The organism is Cedecea sp. FDAARGOS_727, from assembly GCF_012273235.1.
Classification (GTDB): Bacteria; Pseudomonadota; Gammaproteobacteria; order Enterobacterales; family Enterobacteriaceae; genus Cedecea; species Cedecea davisae.
The window spans coordinates 1,052,441-1,067,986 of the sequence record NZ_CP050966.1 but is presented as its reverse complement, the minus strand read 5'-3'; the positions used below and the strand labels follow the sequence as shown (position 1 = coordinate 1,067,986).

The window sequence follows — 15,546 nt, the reverse complement described above, 5'->3', positions numbered from 1 at the left end:
GTGTTGTTCCGTAATGTGTAGTCTTTTTTTTACGGTTGTTAAATATTGAATTTGCGGATGGGGCTACCGCATCGCAAAGAATAGTGGTAAGCGCTCGCGTTTGCACCTGCTTTCTGCCACTGCTCTGACGAGTTGAATAAAAAGAAACCATTTGTAAAAAAGGGGGAAGGAAAAAGTGGGATTGTGCAGCCTTTGTCCAGGCAGTTTTACTGCATGAATATGTCATTTTTTAGGCGATGTTTTCGGTTGCGATTGAAAAATATATCGTTTCATAAACGTTAACATTGCCACTTAGGGAGTAAACGGAGCTTGTGCGCCAGGTTACAGGTTTGAAAAGCCATTCCTTTAGTGTTGTTAAAATGTGCCTGCTTTCATGATTTCAATCAAAACCAATATGGACAGAAGGTGAATACTTTGTTACTTTTAGCCTCACGAACGTGAAATTGGTCTTACCAATTGACTCCGGGTTAATGGCAGGGATAGGGAACGATGGCCTACAACAAAATCCGCCAACCAAAATTATCCGATGTGATTGAGCAACAGCTGGAGTTTCTCATCCTTGAGGGGACCCTGCGCCCCGGCGAAAAACTTCCACCTGAACGCGAACTGGCGAAACAATTTGATGTTTCCCGTCCTTCACTACGCGAGGCCATTCAGCGTCTCGAAGCGAAGGGTTTGCTGCTCCGTCGTCAGGGCGGTGGCACTTTTGTCCAGAACAGCCTCTGGCAGAGCCTGAGCGACCCGCTGGTCGAGCTTCTCTCGGACCATCCCGAATCCCAGTTTGATCTGCTCGAAACCCGTCATGCCCTTGAAGGAATTGCTGCGTACTATGCGGCGCTACGCGGGACAGATGAAGATCTTAAACGCATTGGCGACTGCCATATAGCGATTCAGCAGGCTCAGGAGTCGGGCGATTTAGACGCCGAAGCCGATGCCGTCATGCAGTATCAAATTGCGGTAACCGAAGCGGCCCATAATGTGGTGCTTCTGCATTTACTGCGCTGCATGGAGCCGATGCTCGAACAAAACGTTCGCCAGAATTTTGAATTGCTCTACGCGCGCCGCGAGATGTTGGCGCAAGTGAGCAGCCATCGCGCCAGCATTTTTGCGGCGATTATGGCTCGCCAGCCGGAGCAGGCGCGAGAAGCGTCGCATCGTCACCTGGCGTTTATTGAGGAAATATTGCTGGACCGCAGCCGTGAGCAGAGTCGTCGCGAACGCTCTCTCCGTCTTCTTCAGCAACGTAAGGATTAAGCGCCCAACTTTAGAGCGCGGCAACTAAACGCAGAACCTGTCTTATTGTGTTTTTTACCAAGAGCACAATGGGACAGGTTCCAGATAATCAACGTATTAGACAGATAAGGAATACCCCCATGTCAGAACGTTTCCCAAATGACGTGGATCCGATTGAAACTCGCGACTGGTTACAGGCGATCGAATCGGTTATCCGTGAAGAAGGTGTTGAGCGCGCTCAGTATCTGATTGATCAGTTACTGGCCGAAGCCGGCAAAGGCGGCGTGAAAGTAGCTGCTTCCGCAGGTGCTCGCAACTATGTAAACACCATTGCCGTTGAAGATGAGCCGGAATACCCGGGCAATCTGGACCTGGAGCGCCGCATTCGTTCTGCTATCCGCTGGAACGCCATCATGACCGTTCTGCGCGCATCCAAGAAAGACCTGGAGCTGGGCGGCCACATGGCTTCCTTCCAGTCTTCTGCAACTGTTTATGAAGTGTGCTTTAACCACTTCTTCCGTGCAGCTAACGAGAAAGACGGCGGCGATCTGGTGTACTTCCAGGGCCACATCTCTCCGGGCATCTATGCGCGTGCATTCCTGGAAGGGCGTCTGACCGAAGAGCAGATGAACAACTTCCGTCAGGAAGTGCATGGTAAAGGTCTGTCTTCTTACCCGCACCCGAAACTGATGCCAGAATTCTGGCAGTTCCCGACCGTTTCTATGGGTCTGGGCCCAATCGGCGCTATCTACCAGGCTAAATTCCTGAAATATCTGGAACACCGCGGCCTGAAAGACACCTCCGAGCAAACCGTTTACGCCTTCCTGGGCGACGGCGAGATGGATGAGCCAGAATCTAAAGGTGCGATCACTATCGCGACCCGTGAGAAGCTGGACAACCTGTGCTTCATCATCAACTGTAACCTGCAGCGTCTGGATGGTCCGGTCACCGGTAACGGTAAGATCATCAACGAACTGGAAGGCATCTTCAGCGGTGCTGGCTGGAACGTTATCAAAGTGATGTGGGGCGGTCGTTGGGATGAGCTGCTGCGTAAAGACACCAGCGGTAAGCTTATCCAGCTGATGAACGAAACCGTTGACGGCGACTACCAGACCTTCAAATCCAAAGACGGCGCCTACGTGCGTGAGCACTTCTTCGGTAAATATCCTGAAACCGCCGCACTGGTTGCAGACTGGACTGATGAGCAGATCTGGGCGCTGAACCGTGGCGGTCACGATCCGAAGAAAGTTTACGCTGCACTGAAAAAAGCGCAGGACACCAAAGGTAAAGCGACCGTTATCCTGGCCCACACCATCAAAGGTTACGGCATGGGCGATACCGCAGAAGGTAAAAACATCGCTCACCAGGTGAAGAAAATGAACATGGACGGCGTGCGTTATATCCGCGACCGTTTCAACGTTCCTGTGACCGATGAGCAGGTAGAAAACCTGTCTTACATCACCTTCCCTGAAGGTTCTGAAGAGCACAAGTACCTGCACGAACGCCGTCAGGCGCTGAAAGGCTACCTGCCAGCTCGTCAGCCAAACTTCTCCGAGAAACTGGCACTGCCTGCGCTGGAAGACTTCTCTCAGCTGCTGGAAGAGCAGAACAAAGAGATCTCCACCACCATCGCCTTCGTTCGTGCCCTGAACGTGATGCTGAAGAACCCGTCTATTAAAGACCGTCTGGTCCCAATCATCGCCGATGAAGCTCGTACCTTTGGTATGGAAGGTCTGTTCCGTCAGATCGGTATTTACAGCCCGAACGGCCAGCAGTACACCCCGCAGGACCGTGAGCAGGTTGCTTACTATAAAGAAGACGAGAAAGGTCAGATCCTGCAGGAAGGTATCAACGAACTGGGTGCTGGCGCGTCCTGGCTGGCTGCTGCGACTTCATACAGCACCAACAACCTGCCGATGATCCCGTTCTACATCTACTACTCCATGTTCGGTTTCCAGCGTATCGGTGACCTGTGCTGGCAGGCTGGCGACCAACAGGCTCGCGGCTTCCTGGTCGGTGGTACTTCCGGTCGTACAACGCTGAACGGTGAAGGTCTGCAGCACGAAGATGGTCACAGCCACATTCAGTCTCTGACTATCCCTAACTGTATCTCTTACGACCCGTCTTACGCGTACGAAGTGGCTGTCATCATGCACGACGGTCTGACTCGTATGTACGGTGAAGCACAAGAGAACATTTACTACTACATCACCACCCTGAACGAAAACTACCACATGCCGGCTATGCCAGCAGGTGCCGAGGAAGGTATCCGTAAAGGTATCTACAAACTCGAAACCGTTGCGGGTAGCAAAGGTAAAGTTCAGCTGCTGGGCTCCGGTTCTATCCTGCGTCACGTACGTGAAGCAGCACAGATTCTGGCTAACGACTACGGCGTGGGCTCTGACGTGTACAGCGTAACTTCCTTCACTGAACTGGCTCGTGATGGCCAGGATTGTGAGCGCTGGAACATGCTGCACCCAATGGAAACTCCGCGCGTTCCGTACATCGCTCAGGTGATGAACGACGCTCCAGCGGTAGCTTCTACTGACTATATGAAACTGTTCGCCGAGCAGGTCCGTACTTACGTACCAGCTGATGATTATCGCGTACTGGGTACCGACGGCTTCGGTCGTTCTGACAGCCGCGAAAATCTGCGTCACCACTTCGAAGTTGATGCTTCTTATGTGGTTGTAGCGGCCCTGGGCGAACTGGCTAAACGTGGCGAAATCGATAAGAAAGTGGTTGCGGAAGCCATCACTAAATTCAACATCGATGCAGATAAAGTTAACCCGCGTCTGGCGTAAGAGGTAAAGAGACAATGGCTATCGAAATCAAAGTACCAGACATCGGCGCTGATGAAGTAGAAATCACCGAGATTCTGGTCAAAGTTGGCGACAAAGTTGAAGCTGAACAGTCGCTGATCACCGTAGAAGGCGACAAAGCCTCTATGGAAGTTCCGTCTCCTCAGGCTGGCGTCGTAAAAGAGATTAAAGTCTCCGTCGGCGACAAAACCGAGACCGGTAAACTGATCATGATTTTCGATTCCGCCGAAGGTGCAGCAGCCGCTGCACCTGCTAAGGCAGAAGAGAAGAAAGAAGCCGCTCCGGCTGCAGCACCTGCTGCCGCGGCTGCAAAAGAAGTTAACGTGCCGGACATCGGCGGTGACGAAGTAGAAGTTACCGAGATCATGGTTAAAGTTGGCGACACCGTTGCCGCTGAGCAGTCTCTGCTGACCGTAGAAGGCGACAAAGCCTCTATGGAAGTCCCTGCTCCGTTCGCGGGCGTGGTTAAAGAGATCAAAATCAGCACCGGCGACAAAGTGTCCACCGGCTCCCTGATCATGGTGTTCGAAGTGGCGGGTGCTGCACCTGCTGCGGCTCCGGCACAGGCTGCTGCTCCTGCCGCCGCTGCGCCAGCTGCTTCCGGTTCTAAAGAAGTAAACGTACCGGACATCGGCGGTGACGAAGTTGAAGTCACTGAAGTGATGGTGAAAGTGGGCGATAAAGTTGCCGCTGAACAGTCACTGATCACGGTAGAAGGCGACAAAGCTTCTATGGAAGTCCCTGCGCCATTCGCCGGTACTGTTAAAGAAATCAAAATCAGCACCGGCGACAAAGTGTCTACCGGCTCCCTGATCATGGTATTCGAAGTGGAAGGCGCTGCGCCTGCCGCGGCTCCGGCTGCTGCACCAGCTCCAGCCGCTGCGGCTCCTGCACCGGCTGCCAAAGCTGCTGCACCTGCTGCTAAAGCGGAAGGCAAATCTGAATTCGCTGAGAACGACGCTTACGTTCACGCTACTCCGCTGATCCGCCGTCTGGCTCGCGAGTTCGGCGTAAACCTGGCGAAAGTGAAGGGCACCGGCCGTAAAGGTCGCATCCTGCGCGAAGACGTTCAGACCTACGTGAAAGACGCAGTTAAGCGCGCTGAAGCGGCTCCGGCTGCTACCGGCGGCGGTCTGCCGGGCATGCTGCCATGGCCGAAAGTAGACTTCAGCAAGTTCGGCGAAATCGAAGAAGTGGAAATGGGCCGCATCCAGAAAATCTCTGGTGCTAACCTGAGCCGTAACTGGGTGATGATCCCGCACGTTACCCACTTCGACAAAACCGATATCACCGATCTGGAAGCGTTCCGTAAGCAGCAGAATGACGAAGCCGCTAAGCGTAAGCTGGACGTGAAGTTCACCCCTGTGGTGTTCATCATGAAAGCCGTTGCTGCCGCGCTTGAGCAGATGCCACGCTTCAACAGCTCCCTGTCCGAAGATGGCCAGAAGCTGACGCTGAAGAAATACATCAACGTGGGTGTTGCGGTTGATACTCCGAACGGCCTGGTCGTTCCGGTATTCAAAGATGTGAACAAGAAGAGCATCACCGAACTGTCCCGCGAACTGATGGCTATCTCCAAAAAAGCTCGCGACGGCAAGCTGACCGCTGGCGAAATGCAGGGCGGCTGCTTCACCATCTCCAGCCTGGGCGGTATCGGGACGACTCACTTCGCGCCAATCGTTAACGCGCCTGAAGTGGCTATCCTCGGTGTGTCCAAGTCGGCAATCGAGCCGGTCTGGAACGGTAAAGAGTTCACGCCGCGTCTGATGATGCCAATGTCTCTTTCCTTCGACCACCGCGTAATCGACGGCGCTGATGGTGCTCGCTTTATCACCATCATCAACAATATGCTGTCCGATATTCGCCGCCTGGTGATGTAATTGAAAAGCCGGCCAATCGGCCGGCTTTTTTCTGATAATCTCATGTGGTTTGTGAGGTTATTGGCGAAAGCGACAATTCGTGAGCCGTTTGTTGTTTCAAAATTGTTAACAATTTTGTAAACTGCGGGCGGATAGAACGACCCGGTGGACGACGGGTATAAATTAAGAGGTCATGATGAGCACAGAAATCAAAACTCAGGTCGTAGTACTTGGGGCAGGCCCGGCAGGTTACTCCGCAGCATTCCGCGCGGCGGATTTAGGTCTGGAAACCGTCATCGTAGAGCGTTACAGCACCCTCGGCGGTGTTTGTCTGAACGTCGGCTGTATCCCTTCTAAAGCGCTGCTGCACGTTGCTAAAGTTATCGAAGAAGCAAAAGCACTGGCCGAGCACGGCATCGTTTTCGGCGAACCGAAAACCGATATCGACAAAATTCGTACCTGGAAAGAGAAAGTTATCACTCAGCTGACTGGCGGTCTGGCCGGTATGGCAAAAGGCCGTAAGGTCAAAGTGGTAAACGGTCTGGGTAAATTCACCGGGGCTAACACCCTGGAAGTTGAAGGCGAGAACGGCAAAACCGTGATCAACTTCGACAACGCTATCATCGCGGCGGGTTCCCGTCCGATCGAGCTGCCGTTCATTCCTCATGAAGACCCGCGCGTGTGGGACTCCACCGATGCGCTGGAGCTGAAAACCGTACCGAAACGCCTGCTGGTTATGGGCGGCGGTATCATCGGTCTGGAAATGGGCACCGTATACCATGCGCTGGGTTCAGATATTGACGTGGTTGAAATGTTCGACCAGGTTATCCCGGCTGCTGACAAAGACATCGTTAAAGTCTTCACCAAACGCATCAGCAAGAAATTCAACCTGATGCTGGAAACCAAAGTGACCGCCGTTGAAGCAAAAGAAGACGGTATCTACGTTTCCATGGAAGGCAAAAAAGCACCTGCTGAACCACAGCGTTACGACGCCGTGCTGGTGGCTATCGGCCGCGTGCCGAACGGTAAAAACCTCGATGCTGGCAAAGCTGGCGTGGAAGTTGATGACCGTGGCTTCATCCACGTTGACAAGCAGCTGCGCACCAACGTGCCGCACATCTTTGCTATCGGCGATATCGTCGGTCAGCCAATGCTGGCGCACAAAGGTGTTCATGAAGGCCACGTTGCCGCTGAAGTTATCGCCGGAATGAAGCATTACTTCGACCCGAAAGTTATCCCATCCATCGCTTATACCGAGCCGGAAGTTGCATGGGTTGGCCTGACCGAGAAAGAAGCGAAAGAGAAAGGCATCAGCTATGAAACCGCCACCTTCCCGTGGGCTGCTTCTGGCCGTGCTATCGCTTCCGACTGTGCGGACGGCGTGACCAAGCTTATCTTCGACAAAGAAACTCACCGCGTTATCGGTGGTGCGATTGTTGGCACCAACGGCGGCGAGCTGCTGGGTGAAATCGGCCTGGCTATCGAAATGGGCTGTGATGCAGAAGACATCGCGCTGACCATCCACGCTCACCCAACTCTGCACGAGTCCGTTGGCTTGGCTGCTGAAGTGTTCGAAGGTAGCATCACCGACCTGCCAAACCCGAAAGCGAAGAAAAAGTAACTTTCCGAGTTTGATAAAGCGGCCCTCCGGGGCCGTTTTTTTTTGCCTGAACGTCATATCAAAAAGTAATCTATTCCCCCTTAACGATTCAGCAAGGTTTTAATGTTGCTTTTTTGTAAACGGATTAACACCCCCTGAAAATCCTGCTATGCTGCCCGACGCGGTACCGGGCATTTACCCTACAAACTGCTGTCTCACAGGAGCGTGAAGAGAGAGATCCGGTAGCGCCAAATGACAATGAGAGCGAGGAGAACCGTCGTGCTAGAAGAATACCGTAAGCACGTAGCTGAACGTGCCGCAGAAGGGATTGTTCCGAAACCCTTAGATGCCACCCAAATGGCCGCACTGGTTGAGCTGCTGAAAACCCCACCAGCGGGTGAAGAAGAATTCCTGTTAGATCTGATTACTAACCGCGTACCGCCGGGCGTTGATGAAGCCGCCTACGTGAAAGCGGGTTTCCTTGCCGCGATTGCCAAAGGCGATGCCACCTCTCCGCTTATCTCCCCTGAAAAAGCCGTTGAACTGCTGGGCACCATGCAGGGTGGCTACAACATTCACCCGCTGATTGACGCGCTGGATAACGAAAAGCTGGCACCGATCGCCGCTAAAGCGCTGTCCCATACGCTGCTGATGTTTGACAACTTCTACGACGTGGAAGAGAAAGCAAAAGCCGGTAATCAGTACGCGCAGCAGGTTATCAAGTCGTGGGCCGAAGCCGAATGGTTCCTGTCACGTCCTAAGCTGGCGGAAAAAATCACCGTAACCGTATTTAAAGTCACCGGCGAAACCAATACCGATGACCTGTCTCCGGCGCCGGATGCCTGGTCACGCCCTGACATCCCTCTGCACGCCCTGGCGATGCTGAAAAACGCCCGCGAAGGCATTGAGCCGGATCAGGCCGGTGTCGTTGGCCCAATCAAACAGATTGAAGCCCTGAATAAAAAAGGGTTCCCGCTGGCCTATGTTGGCGACGTAGTGGGCACCGGCTCTTCCCGTAAGTCCGCCACCAACTCGGTGCTGTGGTTCATGGGCGACGACATCCCGAACGTGCCGAACAAACGCGGCGGCGGCGTGGTGCTGGGCGGTAAAATTGCGCCAATCTTCTTTAACACCATGGAAGATGCTGGTGCGCTGCCAATCGAAGTTGACGTAAATAACCTGAATATGGGCGATGTTATCGACATTTACCCATACAAAGGCGAAGTGCGCAACCACGAGACTAACGCCGTTATTGCTAACTTCGAGCTGAAAACCGAAGTGCTGCTGGATGAAGTACGCGCCGGCGGCCGTATTCCGCTGATCATCGGCCGTGGCCTGACAACCAAGGCCCGCGAAGCGCTGAATCTGCCGCACAGCGAAGTCTTTGTTCAGGCGAAAGATGTGGCTGAAAGCAGCCGTGGCTACTCTCTGGCGCAGAAAATGGTTGGCCGCGCCTGCGGCGTAGAAGGTATTCGTCCGGGCGCCTACTGCGAGCCTAAGATGACCTCGGTTGGCTCCCAGGACACCACCGGCCCAATGACGCGTGATGAGCTGAAAGACCTGGCGTGCCTCGGCTTCTCCGCCGACCTGGTCATGCAGTCCTTCTGCCACACTGCGGCCTATCCGAAGCCGGTTGACGTGACCACTCACCACACGCTGCCTGACTTCATCATGAACCGCGGCGGCGTTTCGCTGCGTCCGGGCGATGGCGTAATCCACTCCTGGCTGAACCGTATGCTGCTGCCGGATACCGTTGGCACCGGCGGCGACTCCCATACCCGTTTCCCTATCGGCATTTCTTTCCCTGCGGGTTCTGGTCTGGTGGCCTTTGCCGCTGCGACCGGTGTCATGCCGCTGGATATGCCTGAGTCGGTGCTGGTTCGCTTCAAAGGCAAAATGCAGCCGGGCATTACCCTGCGTGATTTAGTTCACGCTATCCCGCTGTATGCGATTAAACAGGGTCTGCTGACCGTTGAGAAGAAAGGTAAGAAAAACATCTTCTCCGGCCGTATCCTGGAAATCGAAGGCCTGCCAACGCTGAAAGTAGAGCAGGCGTTTGAGTTGACCGATGCTTCCGCAGAGCGTTCCGCTGCGGGCTGTACCATCAAGCTGGATCGTGAGCCAATTGAAGAGTACCTGAACTCCAACATCGTGCTGCTGAAGTGGATGATTGCCGAAGGCTACGGCGATCGCCGCACGCTGGAGCGCCGTATCCAGGGCATGGAAAAATGGCTGGCCGATCCGCAACTGATGGAAGCGGATGCTGACGCAGAATATGCTGCGGTTATCGAAATCGATCTTCAGGACATCAAAGAGCCGATCCTTTGTGCGCCAAACGATCCGGACGATGCCCGCCTGCTGTCCGACGTTGCCGGTGAGAAAATCGATGAAGTGTTTATCGGCTCCTGCATGACCAACATCGGTCACTTCCGTGCTGCCGGTAAGCTGCTGGATAGCCACAAAGGCCAGCTGCCAACCCGCCTGTGGGTGGCTCCGCCAACCCGTATGGATGCGGCGCAGCTGACCGAAGAAGGTTATTACAGCGTGTTTGGTAAGAGCGGGGCGCGTATCGAAATCCCTGGGTGTTCCCTGTGTATGGGCAACCAGGCGCGCGTAGCCGATGGGGCAACGGTAGTTTCTACCTCAACCCGTAACTTCCCGAACCGTCTGGGCACCGGGGCGAACGTCTTCCTGGCGTCCGCGGAGCTGGCGGCGGTTGCTTCCCTGCTGGGCAAACTGCCGACGCCGGATGAGTATCAGACCTTCATGGCTCAGGTTGATAAAACCGCGGTAGATACTTATCGCTACCTGAACTTTGACCAGCTCAGCCAGTACACCGAGAAAGCCGACGGCGTTATCTTCCAGACCGCCGTATAAACTGCAAAACCGTCTCTGAAGAGACGGTTTTTAGTGTTTGCACCCTCTCCTGTGGGAGAGGGACGGGGTGAGGGTACCAGACCGCAGGGTCCCGCTCTCTCCTTTTTATTTCTCGTCCTTCTACTCTTCCCTCTGTTTTCCCCCGACTTTGCTGCGATAATTGAACCTATAAGCGTGGGTGAGGATTTCCCCCGCGATGTAGAGGAAACAATCATGGATTACGAATTTCTGCGGGATGTTACCGGGCTGGTTAAGGTACGCATGTCGATGGGCCACGAAGTCGTCGGCCACTGGTTTAACGAGGAAGTGAAGGGCGACCTGACGATACTCGATGAGGTCGAACAGGCTTTGCTTTCGGTCAAGGGCAGCGAGCGCCAGTGGCAGCGTGCGGGGCATGAATATACCCTGTGGCTGGACGAAGAAGAGGTGATTATTCGCGCCAATCAGCTGGAAATATCCGGTGATGAGATAGAAGAAGGCATGAGCTACTACGACGAAGAGAGCCTCTCTTTCTGCGGCGTGGAGGATTTTCTACAGGTGGCGAATGCCTACCGGGAATTTTTGCAGCAGCGCTGAGTAAAGTCGGCATTGACCGTGGCGACACGGTCAATGTTCAGCAAAGCGAGGTACGGGCTACTTCACGTAGGCGAGGAGGCTGAGAGAGTCCCGCGCCAGTGATTTGCATTTTGTTGCGGTAGGGAGGGCAATTCCGCTCAGGTCTTTATAACTATCTTCGCCGAGCGCTTTCATGTTCCAGCTATCGTAATTGGTTAAATCCCATTGATTTTGCTGGGCAAAAAATACCAGAGCACGACGTATCTGGCCGTTAGGGAGATTCTGGTAGCCACAATCATTTTTCAGAAACACAAATACCGCAGTCAGATCGGCCATATCTTCTGCTTCAGACTCGCTTAGCGCCAGGCTGCTGGTAGAAAAAGCCAGCAATACGCCCAGTAATAACGCCCTAACTCCCATCTTCATCACGTCTACCACTTTTTCTCAGATACGAAACGTTAACACAGTTAAATGGACGCCGACGAGATTTATTATGAGCTTAAAACTTGACCTTACCGTTGGGGAAAGGTTTATGCTCGCGCCTATGTATGCCCACTCAAGGAACTGATTATGCATCGCCGTAATTTTCTCAAATATTCCGCGGCCCTGGGGGCTTTCAGCGCGCTGCCTCTGTGGAGCCGGGCTGCATTTGCGGCCGATCGTCCGGCACTGCCGATCCCTCCTTTGCTCGCCCCTGATGCCAAAAATAGCATCCGCTTGACGGTAAATGCAGGGCAGACCACGTTTGGCAGCAAAATCGCCACCACATGGGGTTACAACGGCTCGCTGCTCGGCCCGGCATTAAAGCTGAAGCAGGGTGACGCGGTGACGGTGGAGATTAATAATCGCCTGGCGGAAGAAACTACCGTTCACTGGCACGGGCTGGAAGTTCCTGGTGATGTTGATGGCGGCCCGCAGGGCGTTATTGCCGCCGGTGGGAAGCGCAGCGTGACTTTTGCTCCTCAGCAGCGCGCGGCAACCTGCTGGTTCCATCCTCATCAACATGGCAAAACCGGGTATCAGGTGGCGATGGGCCTGGCGGGGCTGGTATTGATAGAAGACAGCGAAAGCGGCCAGTTAATGCTGCCTAAGCAATGGGGCATCGACGATGTGCCATTAGTCATTCAGGACAAACGCTTTGGCGCAGACGGGCAAATCGACTACCAACTGGACATGATGAGCGCCGCCGTAGGCTGGTTTGGCGATACGCTGCTGTGTAACGGTGCGGTTTACCCTCAGCACACCAATCCGAAAGGGTGGCTGCGCCTGCGTTTACTTAACGGCTGTAACGCTCGCTCGCTGAATATTGCCGCCAGCGATAATCGCCCGCTTTATGTCATCGCCAGCGACGGCGGGCTGCTTGCCGAACCAGTAAAAGTCACCGAGCTTGAACTGCTGATGGGCGAGCGTTTTGAAGTGCTGGTGGACACCAGCGATGGTAAAGCTTTTGATATCCTCACCCTGCCGGTTAAGCAAATGGGTATGACGGTTGCGCCGTTTGATAAACCTGTTCCGGTGGTGCGCATTCAGCCGTTGATTATCGCGGCATCCGGCGAGCTGCCGGATAAATTAGTCAGCGTGCCTGCTCTGCCGTCGCTGGAAGGTCTCACCGAGCGCTGGCTGCAACTGATGATGGATCCCATGTTGGACATGATGGGCATGCAGGCGTTAATGGACAAATACGGCATGCAGGCGATGGCCGGAATGGAAATGGGCGGCCATGGCAATATGGGTCATATGGGTCACGGCAACATGGGGAACATGAAGCACGGTTTTGACTTCCACAACGCCAACAAGATTAACGGCAAGGCTTTTGATATGAACACCCCGGCATTTGCGGCGCAAAAGGGGAAATACGAGAAGTGGACCATCTCAGGTGAAGGCGACATGATGCTGCACCCGTTCCACATCCACGGTACGCAGTTCCGCATTCTGTCGGAAAACGGCAAGCCGGTGGCGGCACATCGTCAGGGCTGGAAGGATACAGTGAGGGTAGAAGGCGCTCGCAGCGAAGTACTGGTGAAGTTCGATCACGAAGCGTCCAGAGAGGCGGCTTATATGGCGCACTGCCATCTGCTGGAGCATGAAGATACCGGAATGATGCTCGGCTTTACCGTAGCGTAAAAGAAGAGCGGGTGGCCATTGCCACCCGCATTCATATTACTTCGCGTCGTCCGGCAGAGCGTACGCCACAATGTAATCACCCATCTTTGTTCCGAAGGAGCCATGGCCCCCGGCGGAAATCACCACATACTGCTTACCGTTCACTTCATAAGTCATCGGCGTTGCCTGGCCACCGGCAGGCAGGCGGGCTTCCCACAGTTGTTTACCATCGCGCATATCAAACGCACGTAGGTAGTTGTCTGCGGTTGCGCCAATAAACATGACGTTACCGGCGGTGGAAATAGGGCCACCCAGCATTGGCATCCCCATACGGAACTTCATCGGGATCCCGGTCGGGAACGGCATGCTGTCCTCAACGGTGCCGATGCGTTTTTTCCACACGATTTCGTTGGTTTTCAGATCAACGCCAGAGATGTAGCCCCAGGCCGGTTGCTTACACGGCAGGCCGAGCGGAGACAAGAACGGGTTCAGGGTTACGCCATACGGCACGCCGTACTGAGGCTGAACGCCGGACTCTGTGCCAGACCCTTTCGCGTCTTTTGGCGGCTCCATCGGGTTGCCCGGTCCGCGAGGGATCAGTTTGGAAACGAACGGCAGCGCCATCGGGTTGGTCATTGCCACCTGGTTATTCGGGTCGACCGAAATACCGCCCCACTCGAACATCCCAAGGTTGCCCGGGAACACCAGCGTCCCTTTTTCAGAAGGCGGCGTGAAGATGCCCTCATAGCGCATGCTGTGGAACATCACGCGGCAAACCAGCTGGTCGAACATGGTTGCGCCCCACATATCCGCGCCGCTCAAATCTTTCTTCGGCCGGAAGGTCAGCTCGGAGAACGGTTGAGTAGGGGAAACATGGTCGCCTTTGGCTGCGCCTTGCGGCACCGGTTTTTCCGGAGCGGGCACAACCAGCTTGCCGTCACGTCTGTCCAGCACAAAGATATTGCCGGTTTTAGCCGGAGCGTAGATAACCGGAACCCGGTTGCCGCTCTTGTCGGTAATGTCCGCAAGCGTCGGCTGGGCTGGCATATCCATATCCCAAAGATCGTGATGCACGGTCTGATAGGACCAGGCCAGCTTGCCGGTCGTCGCGTTCAGGGCAACGATGCTGCTGGCATAGCGTTCCTGCTCAGGCGTGCGGTTGCCGCCCCAGATATCCGGAGTGGTTACGCCCATCGGGAGATAAACCAGATCCAGCTTTGCATCATAAGCCGCAGGCGCCCACGAGTTCGGGGAGTTCAGGGTGTAATGATGTCCATCATCAGGAATTGCGTTCGGATCTTTAGCGCCCGGATCGAACGCCCACAGCAGCTTGCCGCTGTTAACGTCGAAACCGCGGATCACGCCAGAAGGTTCACGGGTGGAGAAGTTGTCCGTTACCGCCCCGGCAATCACAATCACTTTATCGGTGATGATTGGCGGTGAAGTTGGCTCATACATCCCCGGGGTGGTGACCGGCTGGTTGGTTTGCAGATTCAGAATGCCTTTATTGGCGAAGCTTTCACAAAGCTTGCCGTTATCGGCGTTGATGGCAAACAGACGGCCATCGTTAACCGGCAGGATGATACGACGCGGACAGTCGGATACCACGTCCGGGCTGGCGTTATCGGCCGTTGCCTCGTGGTAGGAAACCCCACGACAGGTCACGTGCTGGAACGACGGGTCGGTATTCAGCTGAGGGTCAAATTTCCACTTCTCTTTCCCCGTGGCAGCATCCAGCGCGAACAGCTGCTGGTGCGCGGTACACAGGTAAAGCATGTCGCGAACTTTGATCGGGGTGACTTCGTTGGTGATTTCACCCGGGTCAGTAGCGCGCTTCACGTCACCGGTCTGGAAGCGCCAGGCTTCCTTCAGCTGGCCGACGTTTTTGTCGTTAATCTGCTTAAGAGGCGAGAAGCGCTGGCCTTCCTGGTTACGCCCGTAGGCAGGCCAGTCGGCATCAGGAATCGTCGAGGTGGCGGCCGCCGGTGTGTTATCCAGCTGCAGCGTGCCGTTGATTTCCTGAGGATCGTTAAAGCCCGCCCAGACCAGCACCACGGCGCTGATCAGCAGGGCCACAACCAGCGATGCTGCCGCACCGGCAGCCGGAACGGCCAGGCGACGGTAGACGAACGGCAACAGCAGCCAGACGCCAAAGAACACCAGTACGTCACAGCGGGGGGTCAAGGCCCAGAAGTCGAAGCCGACTTCCCACACGCCCCATGCCATGGTGCACAACAGTAGCGCGGCATAAAGCCACAGGGCGGCAGCCTTGCTTTTCCACAGGAGCCAGGCAACGCCAAGCATTACCAGTCCGGCAATCGGGTAGTACCAGGACCCACCGATAGCCACTAACCATATTCCGCCAAAGACTAAATATAGCCCGCACAGTACGGCAAAAAGGGCTGAGAGGGTCACAAATAGTTGCGATCCGGTTTTATTTATTTTCACAATTATCACACTCATAAAGGTTTGATAGCATTTAATTATAGTTATTAAC

The 15,546-nt window shown here is 54.6% G+C and carries 9 protein-coding genes; 7 read left to right on the top strand and 2 right to left on the bottom strand.

All coding sequences use genetic code 11. The features are described 5' to 3' along the window. Window positions 1–489 precede the first annotated feature (489 nt). The 6 genes from pdhR (at window position 490) to yacL (ending at window position 10,967) form a co-directional block, all read left to right on the top strand. Window positions 490–1,254 (top strand): pyruvate dehydrogenase complex transcriptional repressor PdhR, encoded by a 765-nt coding sequence (gene pdhR, locus FOC35_RS05150; protein ID WP_016534918.1) that lies wholly within the window; start codon window positions 490–492, stop codon window positions 1,252–1,254. 119 nt (window positions 1,255–1,373) lie between these two features. Next, a complete protein-coding gene (gene aceE, locus FOC35_RS05145) occupies window positions 1,374–4,037 on the top strand; it encodes a pyruvate dehydrogenase (acetyl-transferring), homodimeric type (protein WP_172568342.1) in 2,664 nt (887 codons plus the stop codon). A 14-nt stretch (window positions 4,038–4,051) separates the two neighbouring features. Further along, window positions 4,052–5,935, top strand: coding sequence for a pyruvate dehydrogenase complex dihydrolipoyllysine-residue acetyltransferase (gene aceF, locus FOC35_RS05140; RefSeq protein ID WP_172568341.1), 1,884 nt, complete (start codon window positions 4,052–4,054; stop codon window positions 5,933–5,935). Window positions 5,936–6,110: 175 nt separating this feature from the next. Beyond that, window positions 6,111–7,535 (top strand): dihydrolipoyl dehydrogenase, encoded by a 1,425-nt coding sequence (gene lpdA / locus FOC35_RS05135; protein ID WP_039897917.1) that lies wholly within the window; start codon window positions 6,111–6,113, stop codon window positions 7,533–7,535. Window positions 7,536–7,793: 258 nt separating this feature from the next. Beyond that, window positions 7,794–10,391 (top strand): bifunctional aconitate hydratase 2/2-methylisocitrate dehydratase, encoded by a 2,598-nt coding sequence (acnB, locus tag FOC35_RS05130; RefSeq protein ID WP_172568340.1) that lies wholly within the window; start codon window positions 7,794–7,796, stop codon window positions 10,389–10,391. A 213-nt stretch (window positions 10,392–10,604) separates the two neighbouring features. Beyond that, window positions 10,605–10,967: a protein YacL gene (gene yacL / locus FOC35_RS05125; protein ID WP_039897918.1), complete on the top strand. Its 363-nt coding sequence runs from the start codon at window positions 10,605–10,607 to the stop codon at window positions 10,965–10,967. A 57-nt stretch (window positions 10,968–11,024) separates the two neighbouring features. On the opposite strand, the gene FOC35_RS05120 is transcribed toward yacL, so the two are convergent. Then, window positions 11,025–11,372: a YacC family pilotin-like protein gene (locus tag FOC35_RS05120; protein WP_016534925.1), complete on the bottom strand. Its 348-nt coding sequence runs from the start codon at window positions 11,370–11,372 to the stop codon at window positions 11,025–11,027. Between the two features lie 144 nt (window positions 11,373–11,516). On the opposite strand from FOC35_RS05120, the gene cueO reads away from it, so the two are divergent. Then, on the top strand, window positions 11,517–13,070 hold the full coding sequence (gene cueO / locus FOC35_RS05115) for a multicopper oxidase CueO (protein WP_016534926.1): 1,554 nt from the start codon (window positions 11,517–11,519) through the stop codon (window positions 13,068–13,070). Between the two features lie 36 nt (window positions 13,071–13,106). Here cueO and FOC35_RS05110 read toward each other — a convergent pair whose 3' ends face one another. Continuing rightward, entirely contained in the window at window positions 13,107–15,497 is a 2,391-nt protein-coding gene (locus FOC35_RS05110) for a glucose/quinate/shikimate family membrane-bound PQQ-dependent dehydrogenase (protein WP_172568339.1), read from the bottom strand. Window positions 15,498–15,546: the final 49 nt, after the last annotated feature.

Excerpts from the sequence above, each read along its gene's own strand:
- pdhR (WP_016534918.1), top strand. The coding sequence starts at position 490 with ATGGCCTACAACAAAATCCGCCAACCAAAATTATCCGATGTGATTGAG.
- aceE (WP_172568342.1), top strand. The coding sequence starts at position 1,374 with ATGTCAGAACGTTTCCCAAATGACGTGGATCCGATTGAAACTCGCGAC.
- aceF (WP_172568341.1), top strand. The coding sequence starts at position 4,052 with ATGGCTATCGAAATCAAAGTACCAGACATCGGCGCTGATGAAGTAGAA.
- lpdA (WP_039897917.1), top strand. The coding sequence starts at position 6,111 with ATGAGCACAGAAATCAAAACTCAGGTCGTAGTACTTGGGGCAGGCCCG.
- yacL (WP_039897918.1), top strand. The coding sequence starts at position 10,605 with ATGGATTACGAATTTCTGCGGGATGTTACCGGGCTGGTTAAGGTACGC.
- FOC35_RS05120 (WP_016534925.1), bottom strand. The coding sequence starts at position 11,372 with ATGAAGATGGGAGTTAGGGCGTTATTACTGGGCGTATTGCTGGCTTTT.
- cueO (WP_016534926.1), top strand. The coding sequence starts at position 11,517 with ATGCATCGCCGTAATTTTCTCAAATATTCCGCGGCCCTGGGGGCTTTC.